Below are 25373 nucleotides of genomic sequence, written 5' to 3'. Positions count from 1 at the left end.
AACTTGAACATGGCATAATCCTCACATGAATGAACTGCTCATTGCTGACGATCACCCACTGTTTCGTGAAGCATTACGAGGCGTCGTAGCCAGCCTGTTTCCCGGCACGGCCATCTACGAAGCGGATCGCATCTCCAATTTATATCCACTGGTCGACGACCATCCTGACGCCGATCTGCTCCTGCTGGATCTGGATATTCCAGGGGCAATCGGGTTCAGTGCGCTGGTTCATTTGCGCGCAACCTATCCCTCCCTGCCCATCATTCTGGTCACCGCCCATGAAGAAGCCCGCTTCATGCGCCGCGCCATGGATCACGGCGCCATGGGCTTCATCCCCAAATCCATCGATGCACAAACGCTGGGTGTGGCCTTGCAAGTGGTGCTGGATGGTGGCACCTGGCTGCCGGAAATCGGCTCTTCCGCCCCCGGCATCAGCCTGGACGAACGCGCAGTGGCAGCCAAACTGCGCGAACTGACGCCACAACAATTTCGCGTGCTGCAAATGCTCAGCACCGGCCAACTGAACAAACAGATCGCCTACGAGCTGAATGTCTCCGAGGCCACTATCAAGGCACACATGACGGCCATCTTGCGCAAGCTGGGTGCCTCCAATCGCACCCAGGCCGTCCTGATGGCCAGTCATCTTGGCCTGAACCAGGATGAATCCCTGGACGCTAATACGTTTTAATTTGCGCGGTCAAAAAAGCTCGCAGCGAAGCGGGCTTTACCGGCTTGGTCAGCACCAGATAGCCATATTGTCTAGCCGCTGCTTTCAGCTCATCACTACCATCCGCCGTCAACAAAGCCCCCTGCGCATGAGGCAAATGCAGGCGCAATAATTGCAATGCCTGCAAGCCATCCAGCCGATCATGCAAGTGATAATCCACCAGCAAAACATCGGGGTTCAGGGCAATTTTCTCCAACGCACTGTCTACCGTATTAGCGGTGATGATTTCCGCTCCCCAACGACCCAGCAGCACTTCCATGCCCGCAATAATATCCAGATCATTATCCAGACACAGCACGCGCAAGCCCGTCAAAGGCAAGCCATCGGCAGGCTTGCTGGACTCCTTGCTGGGGTGACTGCTGGCCTCGCTAGCGTGGCTCAAGGGGACGCGAATGGAGAACATGCTGCCGCGCCCCACTTCGGACCGCACATCCAGCGTATGCCCCAGCAAGACCGCAATACGTTGGCAAATGGACAGGCCCAATCCCAGGCCACGGCCATCCCAATCGAAGGCTTGCTCATAGCGATGGAACTCCGCATAAATCTGCTGAATATGATGCGGCGGGATGCCCTGTCCTGAGTCCCAGACCTGAAACTCCAGCTCCTTGCCCCGAACGCGAACGCCAAACACCACCCGCCCCTCCTGCGTATACCGCAAGGCATTAGCCAGGAAGTTCTGCAGCACACGACGCAGCAGACGATGGTCGCTATACACCTGCAAAGGTCGAGCATGAACCCGCAACTGGATACCGCGACGTGCAGCCATAGGAGCGTATTGGTCCGCCAAATGCTGCAGCAGATGCTGCACATTGATCACACCCAGATCCGGCTTCAAGGCTCCGGCATCCAGACGGGAAATATCCAGCAGACCTTCCAGCAACTCCTCTGCGGTACGCAAAGAAGTGTCGACCCGCTCGGCCAGATTGGGCATCTCCGCAAGATCATGGGTATCCCGCAAGGCCGAGGCAAACAGACGCGCTGCGTTAATCGGTTGCAGTACGTCGTGGCTGACCGCCGTCAGGAATCGGGTACGAGACTCCTGGGCTTTTTCCGCCTCTTGCGTACGCACTGCAACGCGCTGTTCCAGGCTGTCGTTCATTTCCCGCAACTCGCGCTCCACGCGCTTGTAATGCGTGATGTCGCTATAGCTGGTGACGTAACCGCCGCCTGGCAGAGGCCGCCCACGCAGCTCCACCACCTGCTTGTCATTCAACATGCGTTGAGTCACATAAGACGAGCCTTCACGCATGAACTGAATACGACGTTCTATGGCTTGTTCCACCCCGATGCTTTCCACGCCATCGACCTTGCCCCGCTCGGCATTAAAGCGAATCAGATCCGCCACCGAACGGCCTACATACAACATGCTGGGCGGATAATCGAATAACTGCTGATAGCGCTGGTTCCATGCAACCAGACGCATGTCCGCATCCACCACGCTGACGCCCTGATCAATATTTTCCAGCGTTGCCAGCAAAATATCCCGATTGAAACGCAGCTCCTGCCCCGCCTCATCCAGCACGGCCATGATGGCGGCCACCTCCATGCCCGAACCACGCAAGGCGCTGGTCAGCACCAGACGGGCAGACGCCGCCCCCACCGCCGCCGCCAATAGCAACTCGGTGAAATGTACCCAGGCACTGTCAGCCCGCAAGCCGGGCTCCAACGTTTGCTTGACCTGCCTGGCCTGAGTCTCAAAAGCACGGCGCGCCATTTTCTTGCCAACAATACGCTCCGCCAATGCCAGCAGATCGTGCACCGACAGATCCCCATAAGAATGCCGGGCCGCCAGTGTTTGTCGCTCTGCATAAGGATCCAGAAAAGGCTCGGCACGCAAGCGTTCTCCCAGGCCCGGACGTCGACGCCACGACACCCACAAGAAAGCACTGATATTGCACAGCAAGGACCAGAAAGTGCCATGCGTCAGCGGGTCCCAACCTTCTACGCCAAACAACTGATAAGGGCGCAGCCAGGACAGTCCAAAAGGTCCTTGATGCAACCAGTCATCCGCCAACCAGCCGACCTCGGTCAGAGTCGGCAAGAGCAAGGTATAGACCCAGATGGCAAAGCCCAATAGCAGTCCGGCCTCTACGCCCTGTCGACTGGCACCGCGCCAATACAAGCCACCAATCAAGCCCGGCCCAAACTGTGCGACCGCCACAAAAGCCATCAAGCCGTAGGCCGCCAAGGTCGTGTCGCTGCCGCTCAGCATGTAATAGCCATAAGCCACGCCTGCCAGCGCCATGATGGCAACACGACGTATCCATAACACCGTGGAAGCCACTGTGCTTTGCTGATATTGCGCCCAGCCACGGCGCAGCAACAAAGGCATCACCAAGTCATTACTGACCATGGTCGAGAGTGCCACGCTGGTCACAATCACCATGCCGGTTGCCGCAGAAAAACCGCCTATATAAACCATCAAGGCCAGGCCAACCTGGTTTTGCGACAAGGGCAAGGCCAGCACAAAACTGTCCGGTGCCACGCCCTCGCCCCCGACGCCAAACAAGCTGACACCCGCCGCGGCAATAGGCAAAACCATGACGCTGACCACCAGCAGATACGCACCAAACAACCAGCGCGCCCGCCGTATATCCACCACGTCACCACACTCCACAATGGCCACATGGAACTGACGGGGCAAACAAATAATGGCGGCAAAAGCCAGCAAGGTCTGCCCTACAAAGCCCACGGGTGGACTGTTCTCGAACAAGGTGGTGACAGCTCCCACCATATTGAGTTCAGCCTCGCCAAACCAGCGAAAGGCGAACAAACCAACGGCGACCAGCGCCACCAGTTTCACCACCGATTCAAACGCCACAGCCAGCATCAAACCCGGTCTGTGCTCGGTGGCATCAACCTGTCGCGTTCCAAACAGAATGGAGAACAAGGCCATCAAAATGGCCACATACAAGGCTGGGTCACCAAACAACCCTGCGTGAAACTCCGTCCCGGCCAGGACACTCAAACTCAAGGCCACGGCCTTGTACTGCAGAGCCAGATACGGAACGGCCGCCACCACGGCAATCCCCGCCACCATGGCCGCCAAGCGCTGCGAGCGCCCATAACGACTGGCCATGAAGTCCGCAATGGAAACCGTATTCTGGGACTGGGCTACCAACGCCAGGCGTTCGATAATCCGCCAGCCAAACAGCAGCATCAACATGGGGCCTAAATAAATAGGCAAAAAGCCGATGCCATAGCGCACGGCCGAGCCGACTGCACCATAAAACGTCCACGAAGAACAGTACACAGCCAGGGCCAGGCTGTAGACCGTGGGTCGCAACCAGGGCCGCTGGGTATACAAGGGATTCCTGTCCCCGAACCAGGCAATGGCAAACAAGATTGCCGCATAAATCAAGGAAGCCAACACCACCCAAGCTGGCGTCATCTGCACTGTCTCCTACTTTGGTATAACGCGATGATTTTTCTCGCGATTGTGGGTAATACTAAGGCAGTTCCTGCGGTATATGGCCTGGGAAAGCTAGGGCTTATCACCTATACCCAATTTGAATTTCAGAACGAAATTCCTGGCGCAAGCAGCACCCGCAGCATCGTAGGCCACGGGGAGGGTCACATCACCCGCCAACCCGCCCTGAACGATGCCTGTATGCCTGTCGCCAGCCCCGGCCTCAAGGACTGCAACAAAGCGATGCGCAGGCGATAGTCAAGCCAGCGCTGTGTCACCTGTTCAGACGAAGTTTTTTCATCTGACATCACAAAAAGAAATAGAGCGTTTGAAAGCAAGGAGCACCTGCTCCGGCCCAGAACACATCTATCACCCACAAGCAGAAAAACGCCCCGACAAAAAAACTATCTTCCATCGTCATGCGGGGCAAATTAAAGGAGGCAATATGCAGCACTCAACATTGAACTTTGACCGCTATCCACAACAGCCGCACGGTGGAACGCTGGTCAACCAGGTCGTCCCGGAAGATCGCGTCAAGGACGAGATCGAGCGTGCGCGCTCCCTGCCCAGCATCCGCGTGGATCTGGAGGCGGTCATCACCATCGAGATGATCGCCACCGGCGTGCTCTCCCCCAACAAAGGCTTCATGAACGAGGCCGACTACAACTCCGTGCTCAAAGAGGGTCGCTTGAGTAATGGTGTGGTGTGGCCTGTGCCCTTGAGCTTCGCCCCGATTGGCGATCGCAACCGCGACATTATCAAAGGCCTTTCGGTCGGCTCTGAAGTGGCACTGACCAATAGCGACAACGAGCCGGTTGCCATCCTCAGCATCGAGGACATCTTCTCCTACGACAAGGAGCAGCGCGCCCAGCAACTGTTTGGCACCACGGACAGAAACCACCCCGGCGTGGACTCCATTTACCGCCGCATGGGCGATGTGTCTCTGGGCGGCACCTTGCACCTGCTGCAACGTGTGGACTGGGGCCCGTTCGAGAAGCTGCGTCGCGAACCCAAAGACACCTGGCGCCTGTTCTATGAAGAAAGGAAATTCAATTCCGTGGCAGGCTTTATCACCGGCGCGAATCCGCTGCACCGGGGCCACGAGTACATTCACCGCAATGCGCTGGAGGGGATTGATGGCCTGTTCCTGCAGCCGCTGGTAGAGATGGCCAAACGCGAATACGTGCGCCATGAGTTCCGCATGATGGCCTACCGGAATGTGCTGGATACCTACTACCCCAAGGACCGCGCCATCCTGTCACCGCTGCGCGTTACCTATATTTTTGCGGGCCCGCGCGAAACCATTTTGCATGCCCTGATCATGAAGAACTACGGGTGTACTCACGCCCTGATTGGTCGGGATCACGCCGGGATTGGCAGCTACTACGACAAATACGCCAGCCACAGTATTTTCGACCAGTTCAGCCCCAAGGAAATGGGTATTGATGTGCGCCTGTTCCATGAGGTGTTTTACTGCACGCGCTGCGCCTGCCATGCCACTTCCGAGACCTGCCCGCACGATGATCGCTTCAGGCTGACCATCTCCGGCACCGGCATTCGCGAGATGCTGCGTCACGGCATCATGCCACCCAAGGAGATTTGCCGCCCCGAATCCATCCTGCCTGCCATGCAAGGCGTACAACCCAAGGGACTGTGCGAGGAAGGCGAAGCCATCCAACCCGTCAGCAAGGTTATCCAGAGCATGTTCCCCTACTACACCCAATACACTCGTCTGGGCGGGGCCAAGCGGAGTGAGCCGCTGGATCCCTCTCAACTGACCGTCCGCGATCTGGAAATTGCCAGCCACGACGTCCGACATCATGCGGGGGATATTTATAACGGGGTGTACGCGGAGTACAGCGCCGTCGTGGACCACAACCGCAGCATGCAAGCCGCCTGGATTGAGGATGCGCGTGCCGCCCTGCGTTTCCAGCAGGAACGTCTGATCAGCGATCTGGAAGAAAAGCACCAGCAAGCACCGGAAGAGGCCTCGGACGAGTTCATGTACCAGGACAAGCAAGAGGTCGTGCGGGAGCTGCATTCGGCCCGCAGCTTGCTGGACGATATTCCAGCGGTGATTTCTGCCAGGCAGTTGACCACACGCACCTGGAACGTTCTGCCCTACCAGCGCTACCGTGGGGCGGATAAGGAGTAAGGCGCTATCCAGTTTGTTCGCAGAATGAAAAAGCCCCTGATCTCAGCAAGATCAGGGGCTTTTTTAATGACAGAACCTGCTTAACAGACCTCTTCCAGATTGACCTCGTTCACAGGCATCAGGCGGCGGTAGAAAGTAGGCAGAGCAAACAAGGCGCCATGAAGGTCAGCGTTGTAGAACTGCAGGGAATCCTGGTTCTCGCTGCTCATACGCTGCTCCAGGCGTTCCTGGATCTGCTCGGTGGAGAATGCACGCGGATTCAGCTCGTCGGAGGCAATTGCCAGCCCCCAGTAAGAGCCGTACAACGGAATATGCAGACCGTAGCCATGCACTTGCGCGAACACGCTGGCCAGGGAGGCACTCAGATTCTTGACCTGCTGGCTTTCGTGGAAAGGCGAACCCAGGTGCAATACCAAAGCACCGCCGCTTGCCAGCGCACGTTTGCAGGATTCAAAAAACGCAGTCGTGTACAAGGGACCGGCTGGCGTTTCAGGGTCCGTCAGATCCAGATAAATCAGATCAAACTGCTCTTGCGTATTGGCCAGGAATTTCGCGCCGTCTTCAATCTGAATCTGCACACGCGGGTTATCAAACGCACCCTTGTGAATGGACTGCAGGTGCTCGCGAGCTACCTCAATCACCTCACCATCCAGTTCAACCAGGGAGACTCGCTCCAGGCTGGGGTACTTCAACAGTTCTTCCAGGGCTCCGCCATCACCACCGCCCACAATCAGGGCGCGACGTGGATTGGGGTGAGCCATGGCGGCCGGGTGAATCAGACCCTCATGATAGAAGAACTCTTCAGCCTCGGAGGTCATCATGCAACCGTCCAGGCGCAAGGTCGTACCCAGGGTTTCGGAACGCAGCAATTCCAGACGTTGGAAAGCGGTCTGGCGCTCCAGCAAACGCTCGGTAAAGCGGAAACCGTACAAGGCATCCTGGTTCAGGTTTTCAGTCAGCAATTCGCCGGCATGAGCCGGGCCGTCGGCCTCGCCGCGCCACAAGCGATTACGCTGGGCCTGGCCGGGCTTGAAAGCCTGTTCAATTCCGTTGATCAGGCGGGTCGCTTTACCGGAGTTGTCCTGCATGAAGTTGCAGACATACACATCCAGCGTCACGCCACCACGCTCTGGCCAGGTATGGATGGCCAAGTGAGATTCGGCCAGCAACAGTACACCGGTTACGCCACCGGGCTGCCCTTCAAACTCGGGAAATGCCTGCCACTCTTCACCAACAATCGTCAGCCCTGCATCAATCGTTTGCTGGCGGCAAAAATCAGCCAGTTTCTGGGCATCGATCAGCAGCTCCGGGCTGCATGCACATTGGTAAAGGTCTGCGGTCAAGTGCAAGCCTTGCATAATCGTGTGCTCCTTTAACGGATTTTGCGTCCCCTACCAACGAGATGACCGCAACATAAAAACTTCAAAGCGAGGTGCACCTGAAATGGCGATCACCTCGCTTCATCGAAAAGAGCGGAAATTGTACCTTATATCAAACTTAAATATATGAAAATAACCCTATTTTAGAGAAGATTAAGGTATATACGAGGCGGAAGGCAGCAGAACCAATTCCATGACCAAATGGGCGCCCGGCCCCGGACGGTCCTTGAAATAGACCTTGCCCCCATGGTGATGCACAATCGAGCGCAAAATGGACAAGCCCAGACCGCTTCCTTGCTCCTGCTGGCCGGGCAGACGATAGAACTTGTCAAACACCTTCTCTTTATAGAGCGGATCAATTCCCGGCCCTTGATCCAGGACCTCTATACGCGCCCAGCCAGTTTCGCCGGGCTGCAAGCGCAAGGTCACCATGGTGTCCGGCGCGGAATACTTCAGGGCATTTTCCAGCGCATTGCGCAGAGCCACCAGTAAAGGAACAATATCCGCTTTGACCCACAAGCCATACGTGGGCAAATCCAGAGAAATGCGGTGGCGCTGCTCATGAAAGGGACGCAGACTCAGGCGCAGCACAGCACGCAAATCGGACTCGCGCCATTCTTGCATGCCCGCCCCTTCGTGCTCCATGCGATTCAGGCGCGTCAAGTCGTCCAGCAGCACATCTACGCTACGGACTTTCTCATGTAATTGGGTATAAATCTTGCTCGCCCAGGCTGAAGGGGTCGTCTCCAGTTGCAGCAATTGGATATACCCACTGATAGCGGCCAACGGCGAGCGTATTTCATGGGCCGCTACGGCAAAGCAGTCAGCACGGTCGCGCTCCTGCTGCATTTTTTCGCTGACATCGCGAATCATCAACAGGGTTGTGGTGTCTGAGTCCGAGGCGGCATAGGCATGAAACTCCAGTGCGCGAGCCTGTTCCCCTTCACCATCCCGGTGCATGCAGTAAAAGGGAGTTTTCACGCGCTGAATGACCTGACTAATTTCAGGCAGTAAATACGCCAAATCTGCCTGTATTCCTTTTTCCAGACTCTGGAAAAAACCGATTAAATCATCGATACCCTTGGCTAAATCGGGTATATCCAGTAAACGGCGCATGGCCTGATTACAGCCTTCCACTCGCCCACAGGAATCAAACATGACAATGGCATCGGGTAAGGCATCCAGCATTTGCTCAAAGCGATGCGCTTTGTCATCAGCCTGCCCCGGCCATTTAGGGACGCTCGTTCGTTGAAACAAACGTTGCCCGATTAAAAAACTGGTAAATAGTGTGAGCGACAAGCCAATCCCCTATTTTCTTCCCAAAACAAGCACTGCGCCTGCCTCAGTGTGGTTTCAATCTCCATGCAACAAAACGCCAATCCAGCGGATAAACCAAGCATTTTTCTCGATGGGATTACTGATATGCCAATGCCCTTGCATTAGTCTGGGTAAAAAAAACGGTTAACCGCCTAATAAATAAATTTCATAACAATTAAGCGACACAACAGGAAAGGTATTGGTACGTTTTAAAAGCTTTACCCCAAAACCCCTATCCATACTGCTTAACGGCAGAAACCGCCGTATCATAAGGTCCATAAATTTTCTTTGAGAAAATACGGAAACTTGTACAAAATAGATTCCCGTTTACTTCATAAAGACTGACCAGGATCAAAACTAACGATAAAAACAAATGCTAGGGTGCTAACACCCTTTTTCTTGGCCCGACAAGCCAAACATCGCTCGGACCCGCCCATATCACCAACACTTATAAGTGTGTACAGCTACCCACACTGGGCCCGTCCGGTAACACGACAGTGCAAGGGATACGCGTAAAATCAGCAAGGCGAGTCCAGGTTCACGGGCCCGCCCGATTGAAGTGACTCCCTGACGAAGCATGAACATCTGAAAATCGGAGATATTAGAAGCATGTGTGTCGACTACTCTGCCTATCACTTGGCGTGAACAGGCCACTTTCCATTGCCATTATTAGTAGTTCTGTACTTACTAATACCGTCTCTACACTTTGCACTGCTACATCGGGGCACACAGCCTTCTTTTCCCCGGTCTGGCCTGCTTTCATTTTGTTGATTCCATGAACGACGCCGTTTACTCCACTCGGCAGGCTGCTGATTTGCTAGGTGTGTCTGTACGCACCGTACAACTCTGGGTAGAAGCCGGGACCCTGAAAGCCTGGAAAACCCAAGGCGGGCACCGACGTATCGACCGTGACTCCGTACAAGCCATCTTGCAAGAGCGCCAGGGGCAAACCAGTTCCCAGACACCCGACGCCCCGATTACTCCCAGCCTGCCCGTTTGCAGCGGTGAACCCTGCCTGCGCGTCCTGGTCGTTGAAGACGACCAGGATTTGCTGGCGATTTACCGTATGGCCATGGAACATCTACCCTTCCCGGTCGAGTTGCGCTGCGAGCAAGATGGGTTGAAAGGTCTGATTGCCGCCGGCAACTTCTACCCCGATGTGCTGATCGTGGACCTGAACCTGCCCAAACTGGATGGGTTTGCCATGCTCAAGGCGCTGGCCGATGCCCCTGAAACTGAACATACCCAGATTTACGTGATTTCTGCATTGAGCGCCGCTGATATTCACGCGCGTGGCGGTTTGCCCGGCAACGCGACAGCCCTGGCCAAACCCATTCCCATTGCCCTGCTCCTGCAACTGCTCAGCGAAGCCTTCCACGCCCAGTACCTGCCCTCCTGAGCGCTCCCTCTTCCCTTTATCAGCACGGATCATTTTTTTCAATTTCGATCTCTTTGTGACAAAAACTTTCATTTGATTATCATTTTTTTTTATTTTTAGACATAAAAAACGTATCAAATGATACTATTCACGAAAATTCACAACAAGAAATTGATCCGTTTATCTCGAGTCTTTTGCTGATACAAAAATACAAAGGGAAAGGCTATGCGCAAGAACCTACCAATTACCGGCATCGAAACCGAGCTGCTGGACGAGCAGTATCTGATTTCCAAAACTGATCTGGCCGGTCGCATCATTTATGCGAACCCGGCCTTTGTCGAGGTCAGCGGGTTCAGTCGGGAAGAGCTGATTGGCGCACCGCACAATATCGTGCGTCACCCCGATATGCCACCTGAAGTGTTTGCTGATTTGTGGCATACCCTCAAACAGGGACGCTCGTGGGTTGGGGTCGTCAAGAACCGCCGTAAAGACGGCGGTTTTTATTGGGTGCTGGCCCATGCCAGTCCGATTATTGAGCAAGGCGAATTAACCGGCTTTGCTTCGGTACGGGTGCGTGCAAAGCCTCAGGATATCCAAGCCGCCGAGCAGTTTTATCAGGAACTGCGTGAAGGCCGAAATCGTTCGCGTACCATACGCGCAGGCCAAATTATCGCCCGCAGCTGGCGGCGTCCTTTTGCTGGCTTGCGTTTTTTACTGGGCCCCAGTTTGCTGGCGGCTTTTCTGCGCAAAGGCATATTGAATCTGGGCATCACCGGCGGGATTATTGCCATGATCCTGAATACAGAAATGCCGCAACAAAGCATGATTCTGCTGGCCAGCTCCCTGGGCGTGGGCACCCTGATGATTTTGGGCTATCAGGCTGTGCTGATGCGACGCGTGTTGGGATCGTTTAAAACGGCCACGCACATTGCCCAACAGATTGCAGCAGGCAACCTGACGGTCAACACGCGTGGGCCCGCCGTAAAACAGCTGGAAACGCTGGGACAGAATCTGGATCTGATGCGCAAAAGCCTGATGAGCATCAGCACGGACGTGGACCAGAGCTGCGGAAACAACCAGCTGGTATCGCGCAAACTTTCGGACAACAGCGCCTTGCTGGAAGCACGCACTCAAGAGCAAGCCGCATCCATGCAAGAGACAACCGCCAGCATGAGCTCGTTCGGGCAGGCCGTTTTGCAAACCGCAGAAAATGCCAAGGCCAGCCATGAACTGGCCAGCCGCAGTGCGGATATTGCCAGTCGTGGCAATGAGGCGGTGCAAAAAGTCAGCTCGTCCATGCAACAGATTCTGGAAAGCTCGCAGCATATTGGCAATATTGTGTCGATGATCAATAACATCGCCTTTCAAACCAATATTTTGTCGATCAACGCCTCGATTGAGTCTGCGCGGGCTGGGGAAGCCGGTAAAGGGTTTGCTGTAGTCGCCTCTGCCGTTCGTTCGCTGGCCCAGCAAGCAGCCGAAGCGGCAGATGAAATCAAGCAGTTGGTCACGGAAACCCAGACGCTCAGTGCTGAGGGAGCGGACCATGCAGCCCATGCCGGTCAAACCATGCAGGAGATTCTGACTTCGGTCTCTGAAGTGGCTGGTTTGATGGGTGAAATTTCTGCTGCCACCAGCGAGCAAAGCATTGGCTTGGGTCAATTGACCCAGGCCTTGAAACAGGTGGATCAAATTACCAGTGACAATGCCGCCCTGGTCCATGACTTGAGTGAAACCGCTCAGGAACTGAATCAGAACGGAGCCGAGCTGCAAGAGGCTATCAGCGTTCTGAATCATGGCGACAGTACGCACAGCCACAAGTCCAATCGCTCCTCTACCCCCCTGGTTCTGGCCCCGGTTGTGAATATGGATGCCGCTCGTCGCCGCCCCGTCCATCCGGGCCGACTGCGACAATTGGCATCCAGCACCTAGATTCGCTAGAAGCCCAGGCTTTCAGCGCCTCCCAGCAGAGCCAGCACACCCAGCACGACAAAGATACAGGCAGCAATCCGGTGTACCAGCTGAGTAGGCAAACGGCGGGCGATACGCTCGCCGAACAAGACAGCGGGGGCGTTGGCCAGCATCATGCCCAAGGTCGTGCCCAGTACCACCAGACCGAATTCCTGATATTTAGCCGCCAAGGCAACGGTGGCGATCTGGGTCTTGTCGCCCATCTCGGCCAGAAAAAAGGTCACCAGCGTCGTGCCGAAAACGCCAAAGCGGGTACGGGTGGCTTCGGCATCGTCGATCTTGTCGGGAATCAGAATCCAGATAGCCATGGCCAGGAAGGAAATACCCAGCACCCAGCGCAGCACTTCAGGGTCCAGCAAAGCAGGAACCCAGGCACCAATGGCACCGGCCAGACCATGATTGACTAAGGTTGCTATGAAAATAGCGAGAATGATGGGCCAAGGGCGTTTGTAGCGGGCTGCAAGAATAAAGGCCAGCAACTGGGTTTTGTCCCCAATTTCCGCCAAGGCAACCACACCCGTGGAGATAAACAGCGCTTCCATAACAACTCCTGGCCGGATAAGAGACAAATGACCACAAACCCTCCCGGCCAAACGCGAAGGTCCATGGTCAAAAGTCTTGCCAAGCTAGTTGCTATCAGCGCCATGACCCTGTGTAGGCCAAGTATGTTGACGCTGATCTTCGGTAATCCGAAGCGGCTACTCCCTAATGACGAAGCGCATCGTAGCCCAGATTAAAGCGCCTGTCCAATCGGGACGTTTTCAACGCACAGGAAGTACACTTGCTTATTTCCACGCTTTCACCTTACGCATGACTGCCCAAACCCCAGCATCAGGCAAGCCCGACACCTACCAGCGCTATGTGCTGCTGTATCTGTTATTCATGATTTTGTTGTGGTCCGTTTTGATGGCCATTAGCCACAAGGCGCCCGACCTGGACGGCATGGAAGAGCTGGTCTGGTCAGCCAGTTTCGAGCTGGGCTATTTGAAACATCCCCCCTTCCCTTCATGGGTGATGGCCGCCCTGACTAGCGTAGTCGGACGCCCGGCGTGGTTGACCTTTGCGGCGGGCATGACAGCCTCGGTGCTGGGGCTGTGGTTTATCTGGAAACTGGCCTGCGAGTTCCTGAACCCCGAACGCGCCTTCATGGTCTTGCTGATCAGTTCTGTCAGTATTTACTTTTCCTTGCGCGGCACCATCTTTAATCACAACACGGCACAACTGTGGTCAGTCACCGCCGCAACCTGGTTTTTCTACCGCGCCAGCCGGGATCAAAAACCGGCAGACTGGTTGTGGCTGGGCGCAGTCGCTGCGCTGTCTACCGTCACCAAATACAGCGCCTTCATTCTGTTCACCGCCTTCTTTTTGTATTTCCTGCGCAGCGGTATGTGGCGTCAACGGCAAACATGGATAGGGCTGGGCCTGGCCCTGCTGGCCTATGTGCTGGTGCTCTCTCCCCACCTGTACTGGCTGGTAAAACACGATTTCGCCCCCTTCCGGTATATGGATGGTTCCCTGGAAACGCATACCCGCTGGGAGGCCTACAAGGAATTGCTGGCTTTTAGCCTGGACCAGTTGGGCCGGCTCAGCCCCATGGTTGTAGCCATGATTGCGCTGGGTATCTGGAACCGTCGCGACAAGAACAAGCAGGCACCTTCGGATACAGCCCTGCAAAACAAGCAGCGCTATGCCGACGATATTTCCCGCAGCGACAAGCAATTCCTGCTGTGGGTGGGCCTGACTCCCATCGTCAGCACGGTCCTGATTTCAGCCATTATGGGTACCCGCCTGGTCGCTTCCTGGGCGACAACCTTCTTTGTTTTATATGGTTTTTTTGCCTTGTGGATCATGCATGGCCAGGACAAGATCCAGCTGCGTCGCGTAGCCATTATTGTGATCGTGCTGCAGATTTTGCTGGCATCGGGTTACGCCCTGGCTCGCGGACCACTGGCCTGGCATAAAGGCCGGGACTCTCGCTCCACTTTCCCTGGCCCGGAGGTGTCTGCCCAGATGCAAGCCATCTGGAAAAAGCATATGCCCGGCATTCCCCTGAAGGTCGTGGTGGCGGATACCTGGCTGGGAGGCAATATTGCTGTTCATGCAGGCCAGGATGTAATGGTCTTTATTGATGCCGACCCTGCCGCATCCCCTTGGTTAAAACTGCCCCAGGACATGGAATGCGGGGCCCTGATTGTGTACAGCATTCAGACCCGTGGGAAACCTCCGGCATCCTTGCTCGAGCTGTACGAACAAGCCCCTATCAAGGGACAGGCCGAGCAGCGCTGGTCCTCCGAGCGCAGCCCCATGATTGATCTGAACTGGGCAATTCTGCCCGCACAAAGCAGCTGCCCCTTTGCAGCGGCTGCCCGCTAAACCGCTTAAATCTTGGGGTGATGCACAGGCAGTTGCTCACCCAGATAATCCAGAAAATGCCGTACCGCCGGGGCCATGCCTCGGCGGGAGGCAAACACGGCGTGAATAATCCCCGGCAAGGGTGCCCACTGCGGCAGGACTTGCACCAAACGTCCGGCTTTCAAGGCATCGCAGCACATATAGTCGGGCAAAATACCCACGCCTATGCCTTGCTCTACCCCTTCACGCAAAGTCAGCAAATCCGAGGCCATATAGCGTGGCCGGTGCGTCACCGTCAGGCTGGCTCCCTCGGGACCGTACAATTCCCATTCGTTTTGACCTTGCCGAGCCGACATGGCCACCGTAGGCAGCTTAATCAAATCTGCCGGGCCGCGTACCGGATCAAAGCGCGCCAGCAGCTCAGGCTGGGCAACCAGAATCGCCCCTGTCTCCCCCAGGCGTTTCACAATATAGCTGGCACTATCACTTAAGGTAGTGCGGACGCGCAACGCCACATCAATCCCGTCGGCCACCGGATCAACGACCCGGTTGCTGACTTCCACCTCCAGCTCGACCTGGGGATAACGGATCAAGAATTGAGCGAATACGGTCGACAAGACCGTATGGGCCAAGGTAACCGGGCAACTGATGCGCAAAAGGCCACGCGGCTCTTGCTGCACTTGTGCAACGGCGGCATAAGCCGCTTCGGCCTCGTCACGCATGGCCTGGCAATGGCGCAGGAATACCTCTCCGGCAGGAGTCAGAGACAAGCTACGCGTCGTGCGTTGCAACAAGCGCACACCGACTTCTGCCTCCAGGCGGCTAAGACGTCGCGATACCCGCGATGGCGGCATACCCAGGTGTCGGGCGGCAGCACTGAACCCGCCGCGTTGCACCACTTCGGTAAACAGCACCATGTCATTTAAGTCATACATACAGGGATGTTTTCCAGGATTACAGACAAAATTAGAATAATCTTTCTCAGAAAAACCGGCTTATCAAAGGTATGGGCATCAAACATAATGACACCATTCCTTCATCGCTTTGGACACCAAACATCATGAAACTGCTACACGTAGACTCCAGTATCACCGGCGCCAACTCCGTTTCCCGCGAACTTTCGCAATTTGTGGTTGATCAGTTGCGCCAGCAAAACGATCAAGTCCAAGTGGAGCATGTGGATCTGGCCCTGAACCCGCCACCTCACTTTTCGGCTGACTCCCTGGGCATGCGCCTGGGTCTGGACCCCGCCACATTGAGCGAGCGTCAGCGGGCCGAGAACGCCATCACCGAACAATACCTGAACCAGTTCCTGGCCTCGGACGTTGTGGTAATTGGCGCCCCCTTCTACAACTTCACCATCCCCAGCCAGCTGAAAGCCTGGATGGACCGTCTGGCCCAGGCTGGCCGCACTTTCCGCTACACCAGCAATGGCCCTGAAGGTCTGGCTGGCGACAAAACGGTTTATCTGGTTCTGAGCCGTGGCGGCATCTACTCCGAGTCGGAGCAGGGCCAGGCCATGGAACACCAGGAAAGCTACCTGCGCGTGATGTTCGGCTTCATGGGTGTGACCGACCTGCGCATTGTGTACGCCGAAGGTCTGGGCAAGACCCCAGAGCTGCGTGATCAGATTGTAGAAAACGCCAAAGCCAGTGTCAGCGCCTTGCTGGAAAAGAGCGTTGCCTAAAGCAGAGAAGGCCTGGTTCGACCAAGCCCTGACTGTTTAGTTCTGCCAGACCGGGCATCAACCGCTTCAACGGCCAAGCCTGAGCCGGCACGCCTAAAGCCCAATCCGACATCCATACGAGGACTCGGATTGGGCTTTATTTTTTGAGCTTGCGCGACCATTGCCTGCCCAGGCACAAGAGCTTGGACCCTATGCACACGGGACAATTGATATTGACCGTGCTTTGCCAAGCGATTCCACGGTTGGACAGGCAAACCTTGTGCACTGGCATGCCATCCACGAACAGCAGGCCAATTACGAAGCACTGAATTATCACCAACGCAAAACACAAAGGGCCAATGCATGGCCCTTTGTTCTGGTAGCGATCAAGAGAGGATCAAGCCAGGACAGGATTCCCCCCCTGACCGCCCCTCTTTTTTATTCGTCCGTTTCCAGCCAATGGCCCAAACGCAGACGCTTGGTATTGAGGTAAGCCTCGTTAAAGGGATTGCCTTCGATTTGGTGCGGCACGCGCTCCACCACATCAATACCAATATCCTGCAAGGTTTTTACCTTGCGCGGATTATTGGTCATCAAGCGCAGTTTCTGGATGCCAACGTGCTCCAGCATATCCTTGCAAATATCGTAGCGACGCATGTCCGCCGGGAAACCCAACTTCTCGTTGGCCTCTACCGTATCGGCGCCCTGATCTTGCAAGTTGTACGCACGAATCTTGTTCACCAGACCGATGCCCCGCCCTTCCTGGCGCAAATACATCAGGGCGCCCCGGCCCGCTGTGGCAATACGCTCCAGTGCCAGCTGCAGTTGGGGGCCGCAATCGCAGCGCAGGCTGAACAAGGCGTCCCCTGTCAGGCATTCGGAGTGCACACGGGCCAGGACAGGCTCACCATCGGCCACGTCCCCCAGCGTTAACAAGACGTGTTCTTTTTGATTGCTGCGCTCTACAAATACATGGATTTGAAAGACAGCCCAGGGAGTCGGCAAACGGCTGGAACTGACATAGTCCAATAAGGCACCGGGTTTGACCTGCTGGGCAGCAGGCGCGGAGCCCGATTCTGACGCCAATGCGGCATCTGGGATGGATTGCATAATGAGTCTCTGCTGCGGCGAAGAAATGCGGCTTGGCCCCAACCGGGGCAACTCAGCAATGATAGCCCAATTCAGTCCGTTTCTTTAAGCCTGGGACAAGATGCTTTTAAGGACTAATTTCGCCTGTTTATCCGTGGCACAAGAGTGAAACAATCACCTTATGTGCCTATCCTTATAGCGAAAAGTTCTGCGATCCGGTATTCTACGCAACAAGAAAATACATAAAATGTTATGAAACTTACAAATACAGATGATCCATGGCGCTTTGTGTTTTTCACTGAGCCCTGATCATCCTCAAACTTGATAGATCATGCGCGCCCCTAAGGTCTTTATTCGCCATGTTGTGATTGGGCTATCCTTGGCCCTGCAACCGTTTGTCGCCCATAGTGCGGCAAGTCAGACCTGGCCTCAGCCTCCCTCACAGCTAAGCCTGGATAGCCCCTATGGCACGCTGCAGGTAAGCCAAAGCGATTATGTCTATGAAGCACAATTGCAACTGGACGCGAAAATCATCGCCCCGGAACTCAAGGGCCTGATCAATATTCCCTATGCTTTCAAGCAGTCCAATAATCAGACGGCCCTGATTTCCGTCGACAATGGTCTGGGCGGTTGCTCGATCAATTATCACTGGGTCACCGTGTCCTCCAAGGGCTACACCGTCTCGCCCGCCTTTGGCTCGTGCAGCGCTCAAATTCGGGTACGCCATCACGGCCGCACCCTGATCATGGAAACGCCCAGCCTGGATAATCCGGCCTTGATCGACGAGTACCGCTACGACGGCCGCAAGATCAGTTTGCGCAAGCGTCGTCAAAGCGTGCAATAAAGGGAACCTGCAACGGAAAGCGGACTCAAACCGAACACTGACTATAATCAGATGTCTACGTCTCTCCGGATTTTCCCTATGCAAGCCTCCTCGACTCGCCCTTTACTCATCTGGGATTTACCCACCCGTTTGTTCCACTGGCTGCTGGTAATCAGCATTGTGGGCTGTTTTGTGACGATCAAAGTTGGCGGGCTGTGGATGGATTGGCACGTACGCTTTGGTCTGCTGGCGCTGGGACTGCTGGCTTTCCGACTGGTCTGGGGCTTGATCGGCGGCTACTACTCGCGCTTTAGCCATTTCCTTCCCAATCCGATACGCAGCCTGCGCTATCTGCGCGACAAGCCCGCGGTCTATCCGGGCCACAACCCGGTCGGTGCCTGGTCTGTCTGGATCATGCTGATTGTGTTTGGTTTTCAGGCTGTCTCGGGCCTGTTTGCCAACGACGATATCTTTACCTCTGGTCCCCTGGCTTACCTCAGCAGTGACTGGTCCAAAACCCTGACCGGTCTGCACAAGGCCAACGAATGGATCATGCTGGCGATTATCGGCTTGCATATCCTGGCTATTTTCCTGTATCGCGTGCTGGGTGGTCAGAAATTAACCAGCGTCATGGTCAAGGGCAGCATGCCCGTACCCAGCGAGCAAGCCCTGCCTGCCAGCACAGACACGTGGAAAACCCGTTTTCTCGCTCTGATCGTTGTGGCCTTGATTGCCTGGGGCGTGTATTGGATCACTGGCCTTGCACCGGCAGGCGGTGGCATGGACGACTTTATGTAAGTCCGACTTATCCCCAGAAGTTGTGAATAAACCTGGGGATAACGCGGGGACTGTTTGGGCTGAGCCGCATTTTTACTAGCCGTCTTTTAAACTGGACGGTGACTAGCCGCTTGAGCACTCTCTGCACAAAAGGCGATGGCCTCAAGATACTTTTCAGCGCCGTCGCCAAAATCCCCACAGAACCAGAACCAGACCCAGCACGGCGGCCAATAAACCAGCCCAGCTGAAAATAGTCAGGCCCAGCCAAGCGGGGCCGCGTGTCACCAGCACCGGCCCCAGAATCAGGACAAAAGCCGCCGTCACAATCGCAATAGCCAAACGGGTGGCCGCCTTTTCCAGCGATGAGGCCAAACGTGGCATACCCTCGATTTGAATGCGAGCAGAAATCTTGCCCTGCCGGACTCGATGCATCAACAAACGCAACAACTGGGGTGCATCCATCGCCAACTGGCGGGACTCCAGCAAGCTGCGTTGCAGGTCTGCATAGACACGACGCGGGGAATACTGCTTGCGCATCAAGGCCATGATGACCGGCTGTGCGACCTCCACCACATCAAACTGCGGGTCCAGACGCTTTAACACCCCATCCGCAGTGATAAAAGCCTTGAACAGCAAAGCCAGATCGGGCGGCAGAATCAAATGGTTCTCGCGGGCCAGAGCCATGAAGTCCAGCAAGGCGGCCGAGATGGACAAGAGCCCACTGCTTTGTCGGGCCACATAGCGCTGAGCGCTTTCTTCCAGCCGGCTCCAATCAAAATCCTCCGCACCGGACCAATCCAGCAAGGTTGTGGCCACTCCATCGGCCTGCCCATCCACAATCGCCCGCAACAAGACCAGCAATTGCTGCCGCCGACGCTCCGTCAAATGGCCCACCAAGCCGAAATCAATAAAGGCGACCTTATTGCCGGGCAGCGCCATCATGTTGCCAGGGTGCGGGTCGGCATGAAACAGCCCATCCTCCAGGACCATATGCAAAAACGCCAAGGCGCCACGACGAGCCAGCAAAGGGCGATCCGCCTCAATGGCGTGCAACTGGGCCTCTTGAATCGGCGAAACCCCGGGCACAAACTCCTGCACCATGACCGTCGCGCTGGTCCACTCCATATAGACACGCGGAACCACAATGTCCTTGAAGGGCTGCATGTTCTCGCGCACCGCCAGGGTGTTGGCCGCTTCGCGCGTAAAGTCCAGCTCATCAGCAATAGCTTCGGCCAGGGTCCGCACAATATCGTAGGGACGGTATTCGGGCAGCAAGCCTTGCTGCTGGACCAGACGGGCAATCTGTTTCAGCAAACGCAGGTCAGCCTGAATCAGAGGCTCCAGACCAGGGCGCTGCACCTTCACCACCACTTCAGTGCCATCACGCAAACAGGCGCGATACACCTGTGCCATGGACGCCGAGGCCAGCACCTGAGTATCAAAACGCGCGAAGGCCTGCTCCACGGTTTGCCCCAAGGCCAGCTCCAGCTCAGGCCGAATGGTTTCCCAAGGCACCGGCGCAGCGTGACCTTGCAGCTTTTCCAATTCTTGCGTCCATTCCAGCGGCAGCAGGTCATTGCGAGTTGCCAGAATCTGGCCAAGCTTGATAAAGGTCGGCCCCAACTCCTCCAAGGCCCGCCGCAAACGCTCAGGCGCAGAACGTTCGGGCATTTCTGTCGCCACCGCGGTCTTGCCGCCGGGCAGCAGATCCGACAAGCCCAGGCGATGCATTACATCCCCAATCCCGTATCGAGCAATAACCGCTCCGATGGCACGCACACGCGCATGGTCGCGCAAGGCCAACAAGGTTCCTCCCAACATACTCGCTCTCCAGTAGGGTACGCCCTGAGAAAAGTAGCATACCGCAGTGTCCGAGTGACTTACTTATCCACTTATCCACATTTTCAGTGGGCAAGCTCGGGGATAGCCTTTGGACAAGTCACATTAAGCCAAGAAATTCAATGACTTGTCATGAGGGGGTAATTAAAGCCCCCTCTCCTTTTCAAGATGACAAGAATCGAAAATGCCCCTGCTTTGGCCCGCAAATCAGAGTACATTGACGTTTTCATATTCAAGGAGAGCGTGATGCGTCTGGATAAGTCTCGCTCCAGCCGTAATGTCGAGGACCGCCGTGCCAATGGGCCACGCCTGAGCGGCGGCAAGATCGGCTTGGGGACAATTGTGCTGGCCCTAGTGGCCATGTACTTTGGGGTTGATCCCAGTGTGGTGCTGAACCTGGCCGATGGCCCCACCAGCGCCCCGCAGTCTCAACCCGTTCCGGCCTCGGATGCTCAGGGCCAAACCATTGCCAAGATCCTGGGTGAAACCGAGGATGTCTGGCGTGATGTTTTTGCCAAGCAAACCAATGGCAGCTACCGCGATCCTGTGCTGGTTTTGTATCGCGGCGCGACTCCCACGGCTTGTGGCGCAGGCCAATCGGCCATGGGCCCGTTTTACTGCCCGGCGGATCAAAAGCTCTATATAGACCAGGGCTTTTTCACCGAGATGGAGCAAAAGATGGGCGTCAAGGGAAACTTTGCCCCTGCCTACGTGATTGCGCATGAAGTGGGCCACCACGTTCAGAACCAATTGGGCATGATGCGCCGTGTGGATGAAGCCCGTCGCAGCGGCTCGGCCTCGCAAGCCCGTCAGGCATCTGTGCGTCTGGAACTGCAGGCGGACTGCTACGCCGGTATCTGGGCCAATCACGCCGATGCACAACGCCAGATCCTGGAGCCAGGCGATATCCGCTCTGCGTTGGATGCGGCTCAAGCCGTGGGCGATGACACCTTGCAGAAACAATCCCAAGGCTATGTGGTCCCCGACTCCTTTACCCATGGCAGCTCGCAACAACGCATGGCCTGGTTCATGGAAGGTTATAAAACCGGACAATTGAAAATGTGCGATACCTTCACGCGTCCCGACCCCGCTTCCTGATAAACGTAAAATTATGTAACCACGCCTTGCGTCAGATAATTTCCGCTCTATAATCTTTTTCTTCGCAGGAAACGGGGGTCGTTAGCTCAGTTGGTAGAGCACTGGACTCTTAATCCATTGGTCGACAGTTCGAGTCTGTCACGACCCACCAAATATCCTGCTGCTTACGGTACACCATGCCGTAACACCGTAAATTAGCCCGCTACTGCAGCGGGCTTTTTTGCGTTTGGACGCAGTAATAAATCACATCACTGCCCTGCTTTTTCACAGGCCCGGCAGGCTGACGCTTCCCCCTACCTAAGCGCCAGCCCGCAACACACTCAGACAGAAGCCGGACCGCCCAAGGCACTGCCCGTCTTGGCCTGAATTTGCGACAAGGTTCGGGCCGGGTCGACCAGAATGAACCCCAACACAGCCCCCGCCAGCAAGAGCAGCGCCGTTAATGCAAAGCCTTGATGAAAGCCTGCAATTCCGGGTTCGGCCTGAATCAAGCGCCCCATCACAATCGGCGCGACCAGACCGGCTGTGGTGGACAAGGAATTGGTAATGGCCAGGGTAGAACCACGCTTTTCCACCGGGCTGATTTGAGCCGAAATGGCCGAGCACAAGACAAAGCCCACTTGCGGAAAACTCAAGCCCAAAGCGATCAGCACAATCCCGGCAGTTGGGCCTGGATTCAGATAGGCCGCAGCCAGCAGACACAAGGCTCCTGCCAGCAAGAAACCCACTGTGACCAGACTACGTGCCACTCGCGAGGAATAGCCCTGGCGCAAGAAACGATTGGACAGGTAGGAGCCGCCCGAGACAATCGGAATTGCCACAAAGATGCACAGGGAAAACAGCCAGCCCGCCGTATCGGACGAGAAGCCCAGGCCCCGCTGCAAATAGGCAGGTAACCAGGTAAAAACCAAAGCCGCACACCAGTAAGCCACCCAGTACATCAACAAATTGCCGATAAAGCTGCGATTCAGCAGTACATCCCGATAGGAACTGCGTGACAAAGTCGTACTCTTGCCCGCCTCCGCCGTGGGGGCTGCAGTGGCACTGATCGGGCCATCTTTACCCAGCACGGCCCACACAAGCAGCCACAGCACTCCTGCCGCTGCCGTCACCCAGAACACCGAGCGCCAGCCGTGGCTGATTGCCAGGTATCCCACCAAGGGACCGGCCAGCAACATCCCCACCTGCCCGCCTTGCATCACGATGGCGGTAGGCAAGGTTCGCTCCTGATCCGGGAACCACTTATAACAAGCGTGCAAGGCCAAGGGATAAGCCGGCCCCTCTCCTATGCCCAGCAAAATGCGGCAAGCCATCAAGGCGGCAATCGTACTGGCGCCCATGGCAACCGGCACCTGCGCAATCGACCAGATAATGACCAGCCCCACCAGCAACAAGCGCGATGACACCGTATTGGACATAAAACCCACCACAATGCCCGAGATCGCAAACAGAAAGAAAAAGCTGCCTGCAATCGTGCCAAACTGCTGCGGGCTGATGGCCAGTTCCTCCATCAGCGGCACCGCGACCAGACCAAATATCGCCTTGTCCGCGAAATTGATCACCATGAACAAAAACAACAAGAACACCACGACGTACCGCTGTCCTGGGAAATACTTTTTTGGTTTTCCATGTCTCCCCCCAACTTGTCAAAAATGCAGCGATACGATCAATAAGGACGGTCACCCACAATAGTGGCTCGGGCCATTTGTCGGGGCAAAGGGAAGTAATCCTGAACAGCATAATGCTGAGTCGCCCGGTTATCCCAGAACGCGATGGTGTGGGGCTGCCATTTCAAGCGCACCTGGTATTCAGGATGACGAGCCTGATCCACCAGATATTGCAGCAGGAAATGCGCGCCACTTTGCAGCTCGGACATGCCACGGAAAAAGCCGGTTTCGATGTAATTGGCCAGATGAGTAGTCCAGCTGCTGACATACAAAATCCGCTGACCGGTTTCCGGATGAGTACGCACCACAGGGTGTGTCTGAGCCGGGAAGCGATCTCGCAAAGCCGCCCTGTCCTGCTCGGGGATACGGTCTATGAAGCCGGGCAACAAATCATGCACCGCTTCCAGCTCGTGCAAAATGTCTTTGATATGGGGCGGCAGGTTTTCATAGGCCAGTGCCATATTGCACCAGATGGTGTCGCCCCCGGCGGGTGGACATTCAATGCAGCGCAGGATGGAGCCCATGGAAGGTTCGGCCCGCCAGCTGACATCGCTGTGATAGATATTCTCACGTCCCGGTTGCGTGTTATTGCCGCCTAACAGCACCAGCTCAGGATAGTCCGGATCGTGAGGGAAAACCGGATGCACTTCCAGCTCCCCAAAACGACGGGCGAACGCAACGTGCTGTGCTGCGTTCAAAGGCTGATCACGAAACACCAGCAATTGATGCTTCAACAACAAGGCACGCAGTTCCTGCACCTGCGTGTCCTCCAAGGGCTGAGTTAAATCGACTCCCGCTACCTCTACGCCGATAGCGGGCGACATAATTCTGGTTTCCAAGCGACTGGCTGCGATTGGACTGTCTACGGCCTGCACCATTTTTCATCTCCTGAATATTGTTTTGTTTCAAACGAAACAATATTAGCGTGAGAAGAATTCAGCACAACCCGGTAATTACCCTTGAAACTTCAAATATGTGCGTCGCCGCTGAAATCGCTGCCAAAGCGCTGAACCATGCGGTTTTCCAGGCGCGTCATCATTTCTTTAAAGGAGCTGAGCTCTTCCTGGCTAAGCACGGACGTCAGTTCTTGTTCCAGATCCAGGGCGATAGGCACGATGCGATCATGCACTTGCTGGCCCTGCTCGGTCAGGCACAGCAGATTGCTGCGCATATCGTTTTCATTATCGCGACGAGCAATCAACTGGGCGGCTGTCAGACGGGAAACCGCACGGCTGACCTTGGCCTTGTCCATGCTGGTGCGCTCAGTCAAACTGCCCGAGGTCAAGGTGCCATAGCGACCCAAGGTCGCAATAATGCGCCACTCCGGAATGGATAACCCAAATTGCTGCGCATGCTGGCGCGCAAAGGTCACCGCAATATGCGAGGCCAGTATCGTGACTTGATACGGGAGAAAATTCTCCAGGTCCAGGGTGGTTTTTTCCAACTCGCTTCCCAAGGCGCTAGTCCGCTTTCTATAAGGAGTTTGATCATAGCATCGCCAGACGAGAGCTTATCCAGTTGCCTGTCCCCTTATTTTTCGATGCAACAAGAAACGACAAGCGCCGCTTTTCCTACAGTCATAGTTGTTTACGATGCCTGCGCCATAAATCCGATACGCTGGAAGATCATTTTAGTCAGGAGATGTTCATGCTAAATGCGATTGATCCCACCAAAGCCCCCGACACCACCCCTCCCGGCAAAACTCCCAATCCCGAGCCTGATCCAA

General features: G+C 55.7%; 19 protein-coding genes, 1 tRNA gene and 1 riboswitch. Of the genes, 10 read left to right on the top strand and 10 right to left on the bottom strand.

Translation table 11 applies throughout. The features are described from left to right. Positions 1-25: 25 nt before the first annotated feature. Positions 26-688, top strand: coding sequence for a response regulator transcription factor (locus Q9R35_RS02070; RefSeq protein WP_311219278.1), 663 nt, complete (start codon positions 26-28; stop codon positions 686-688). Here Q9R35_RS02070 and Q9R35_RS02065 read toward each other — a convergent pair. Beyond that, a complete protein-coding gene (locus tag Q9R35_RS02065; RefSeq protein ID WP_311219277.1) occupies positions 675-4118 on the bottom strand; it encodes a PAS domain-containing hybrid sensor histidine kinase/response regulator in 3444 nt (1147 codons plus the stop codon). The genes Q9R35_RS02070 and Q9R35_RS02065 overlap by 14 nt on opposite strands. A 463-nt stretch (positions 4119-4581) precedes the next feature. On the opposite strand from Q9R35_RS02065, the gene Q9R35_RS02060 reads away from it, so the two are divergent. Next, on the top strand, positions 4582-6291 hold the full coding sequence (locus Q9R35_RS02060) for a sulfate adenylyltransferase (protein WP_311219276.1): 1710 nt from the start codon (positions 4582-4584) through the stop codon (positions 6289-6291). An 80-nt stretch (positions 6292-6371) separates the two neighbouring features. Here the strand turns inward: Q9R35_RS02060 and speE are convergent, their stop codons facing one another. Both speE and Q9R35_RS02050 read right to left on the bottom strand, forming a co-directional pair. Beyond that, positions 6372-7649 (bottom strand): polyamine aminopropyltransferase, encoded by a 1278-nt coding sequence (speE, locus tag Q9R35_RS02055; protein ID WP_086069292.1) that lies wholly within the window; start codon positions 7647-7649, stop codon positions 6372-6374. 174 nt (positions 7650-7823) lie between these two features. Then, positions 7824-8927, bottom strand: a complete 1104-nt coding sequence (locus tag Q9R35_RS02050) for an ATP-binding protein (RefSeq protein WP_226791363.1) — start codon at positions 8925-8927, stop codon at positions 7824-7826. 835 nt (positions 8928-9762) lie between these two features. Between Q9R35_RS02050 and Q9R35_RS02045 the strand changes: the two genes are divergently transcribed. Further along, a complete protein-coding gene (locus Q9R35_RS02045; RefSeq protein WP_063690808.1) occupies positions 9763-10386 on the top strand; it encodes a helix-turn-helix domain-containing protein in 624 nt (207 codons plus the stop codon). A 204-nt stretch (positions 10387-10590) separates the two neighbouring features. Next, positions 10591-12297 carry a methyl-accepting chemotaxis protein gene (locus Q9R35_RS02040; protein ID WP_311219275.1) on the top strand — a complete coding sequence of 569 codons (1707 nt, stop codon included), beginning with the start codon at positions 10591-10593 and terminating at the stop codon, positions 12295-12297. Positions 12298-12302: 5 nt separating this feature from the next. On the opposite strand, the gene Q9R35_RS02035 is transcribed toward Q9R35_RS02040, so the two are convergent. Beyond that, on the bottom strand, positions 12303-12878 hold the full coding sequence (locus Q9R35_RS02035) for a TMEM165/GDT1 family protein (RefSeq protein ID WP_311219274.1): 576 nt from the start codon (positions 12876-12878) through the stop codon (positions 12303-12305). Next, a riboswitch (yybP-ykoY riboswitch) is annotated at positions 12879-13055 on the bottom strand. It abuts the gene before it with no gap. Between the two features lie 91 nt (positions 13056-13146). Here Q9R35_RS02035 and Q9R35_RS02030 point away from each other — a divergent pair. Next, complete coding sequence (locus tag Q9R35_RS02030; RefSeq protein ID WP_311219273.1) at positions 13147-14709, top strand: glycosyltransferase family 39 protein; 1563 nt, start codon at positions 13147-13149, stop codon at positions 14707-14709. Positions 14710-14714: 5 nt separating this feature from the next. Here the strand turns inward: Q9R35_RS02030 and Q9R35_RS02025 are convergent, their stop codons facing one another. Beyond that, positions 14715-15623 carry a LysR family transcriptional regulator gene (locus Q9R35_RS02025; RefSeq protein ID WP_042481860.1) on the bottom strand — a complete coding sequence of 303 codons (909 nt, stop codon included), beginning with the start codon at positions 15621-15623 and terminating at the stop codon, positions 14715-14717. A gap of 125 nt (positions 15624-15748) precedes the next feature. Between Q9R35_RS02025 and Q9R35_RS02020 the strand changes: the two genes are divergently transcribed. Then, complete coding sequence (locus Q9R35_RS02020) at positions 15749-16375, top strand: FMN-dependent NADH-azoreductase (RefSeq protein ID WP_042481863.1); 627 nt, start codon at positions 15749-15751, stop codon at positions 16373-16375. 417 nt (positions 16376-16792) lie between these two features. Here Q9R35_RS02020 and ribA read toward each other — a convergent pair whose 3' ends face one another. Beyond that, complete coding sequence (gene ribA, locus Q9R35_RS02015; RefSeq protein WP_042481866.1) at positions 16793-17464, bottom strand: GTP cyclohydrolase II; 672 nt, start codon at positions 17462-17464, stop codon at positions 16793-16795. A 310-nt stretch (positions 17465-17774) separates the two neighbouring features. Here ribA and Q9R35_RS02010 point away from each other — a divergent pair, with 310 nt between their 5' ends. Both Q9R35_RS02010 and Q9R35_RS02005 read left to right on the top strand, forming a co-directional pair. Beyond that, the gene (locus Q9R35_RS02010; RefSeq protein WP_042481871.1) at positions 17775-18287 is read left to right on the top strand and encodes a hypothetical protein; all 513 of its coding nucleotides are present in this window, start codon (positions 17775-17777) and stop codon (positions 18285-18287) included. Between the two features lie 78 nt (positions 18288-18365). Continuing rightward, the gene (locus Q9R35_RS02005) at positions 18366-19064 is read left to right on the top strand and encodes a cytochrome b/b6 domain-containing protein (RefSeq protein WP_042481874.1); all 699 of its coding nucleotides are present in this window, start codon (positions 18366-18368) and stop codon (positions 19062-19064) included. 153 nt (positions 19065-19217) lie between these two features. On the opposite strand, the gene Q9R35_RS02000 is transcribed toward Q9R35_RS02005, so the two are convergent. After that, positions 19218-20864: an AarF/UbiB family protein gene (locus tag Q9R35_RS02000; RefSeq protein ID WP_311219272.1), complete on the bottom strand. Its 1647-nt coding sequence runs from the start codon at positions 20862-20864 to the stop codon at positions 19218-19220. 264 nt (positions 20865-21128) lie between these two features. Between Q9R35_RS02000 and Q9R35_RS01995 the strand changes: the two genes are divergently transcribed. Together Q9R35_RS01995 and Q9R35_RS01990 are read left to right on the top strand one after the other, a co-directional pair. Then, a complete protein-coding gene (locus Q9R35_RS01995; RefSeq protein WP_125303292.1) occupies positions 21129-21980 on the top strand; it encodes a neutral zinc metallopeptidase in 852 nt (283 codons plus the stop codon). Positions 21981-22055: 75 nt separating this feature from the next. Further along, positions 22056-22131, top strand: a tRNA-Lys gene (locus tag Q9R35_RS01990). A 169-nt stretch (positions 22132-22300) separates the two neighbouring features. Here Q9R35_RS01990 and Q9R35_RS01985 read toward each other — a convergent pair. The 3 genes from Q9R35_RS01985 to Q9R35_RS01975 form a co-directional block, all read right to left on the bottom strand. Beyond that, on the bottom strand, positions 22301-23566 hold the full coding sequence (locus tag Q9R35_RS01985; RefSeq protein WP_311219271.1) for an MFS transporter: 1266 nt from the start codon (positions 23564-23566) through the stop codon (positions 22301-22303). Between the two features lie 80 nt (positions 23567-23646). Then, complete coding sequence (locus Q9R35_RS01980; RefSeq protein ID WP_231691480.1) at positions 23647-24471, bottom strand: TauD/TfdA family dioxygenase; 825 nt, start codon at positions 24469-24471, stop codon at positions 23647-23649. A gap of 143 nt (positions 24472-24614) precedes the next feature. After that, complete coding sequence (locus Q9R35_RS01975; protein WP_052362886.1) at positions 24615-25091, bottom strand: MarR family winged helix-turn-helix transcriptional regulator; 477 nt, start codon at positions 25089-25091, stop codon at positions 24615-24617. Positions 25092-25373 lie beyond the last annotated feature (282 nt).

This window comes from Alcaligenes sp. AB3 (genome assembly GCF_031844565.1).
In the GTDB taxonomy this organism is placed as follows: domain Bacteria; phylum Pseudomonadota; class Gammaproteobacteria; order Burkholderiales; family Burkholderiaceae_B; genus Alcaligenes; species Alcaligenes faecalis.
This window is presented reverse-complemented; position numbering and strand designations above follow the sequence as displayed.